The following is a 1,030-nucleotide window of genomic DNA, read 5'->3' as shown; positions in this document are numbered from 1 at the left end:
TGATACAGCGCTGGCGCAGCGGACATGCGTCGCAAACCGCCTTGCGGCTCAGATAACGAATCTCGAGTTTGCCGGCGGCGTTCTTCTTGGGGGTCTTGGTCGGCGGCAGCTCCGCGCCGGCCGGACAGCGATAGACATCCGCCGCGGCGTCATAGATGAATTCCACGTGGGTGAAGCAGCTCTGCGCCGCGATACGCCCGTTGCGCTCGGCCGGCGGCACATAGGCGACGATGCCGTCCTCCTCGCAGCGTTTCAGCGTGGCTCCGTTGTAGTAACCGGCATCGGCCACCACGGTCAGCGTCTCGGCCGCGAGCGCTTCGCGCGCCGCCCGCGCCATCGGGTGGAGCTGGCCGGCGTCGTTGCCATCGTTGACCACCTCGCTCGCCACGATCAGCTTGTGGGCATCGTCGACGGCGATCTGGACGTTGTAGCCAGCGACCGTCTGGCCGGTCTTGGTCAGAAGCCGCGCATCGGCATCGGTGCGCGACACCTGCGTCTCGCCGGTCTCAGCCAACCGGTCGAGATCGGCCTTCACGGCGGCCCGTTTCGCCATCAGCTCGGCCATCTTCTGTCCGACATCGCCGCCGCGATTGCCTCTGTCCGGCAGGCTCGTTTCCGCAGCGTCTGCCGCTTCCAGCGCGGCGCCGTGGCTCTCGATATCGCGATCGATCGCCGCGAGCTCTGCCACGAGCCGCTTGCCCGTCGTGATGCTCCCCTTGCTCGCACTGCCGTCGAAGAACGCGCCGTCGATCGCCACCAGCGTGCCGCCAACGAGGCCCAGCTCGCGAGCCAGCAGCACGAAGCCGCGGTTCGCCGCCTTGAGCGCCGCCCAGTTGTCCCGGCGGAACTTGGCGATGGTCCGATACCCGGGGGCCAAACCTCCCAACAGCCAGATCAGTTCGAGATTGCGCCGCGCTTCCTGTTCCAGCCGGCGCGAAGAGCGGACTCGATTGATGTAGCCATACAGATAGAGTTTCAGAAGGTCGGCCGGACCATAGGGCGGCTGACCGGCGCCGCCCCCAACCGATCC

General features: G+C 67.1%; 1 protein-coding gene. It reads right to left on the bottom strand.

Annotated elements, in window-relative coordinates; all coding sequences use genetic code 11:
* The coding region (locus ABTU92_RS28530; RefSeq protein ID WP_408094955.1) for a transposase at positions 1-1,030 on the bottom strand (1,030 nt) is incomplete at both ends.

It is taken from the genome of Rhodoplanes sp. SY1, from assembly GCF_046000175.1.
Taxonomy (GTDB): domain Bacteria; phylum Pseudomonadota; class Alphaproteobacteria; order Rhizobiales; family Xanthobacteraceae; genus Rhodoplanes.
This window is presented reverse-complemented; position numbering and strand designations above follow the sequence as displayed.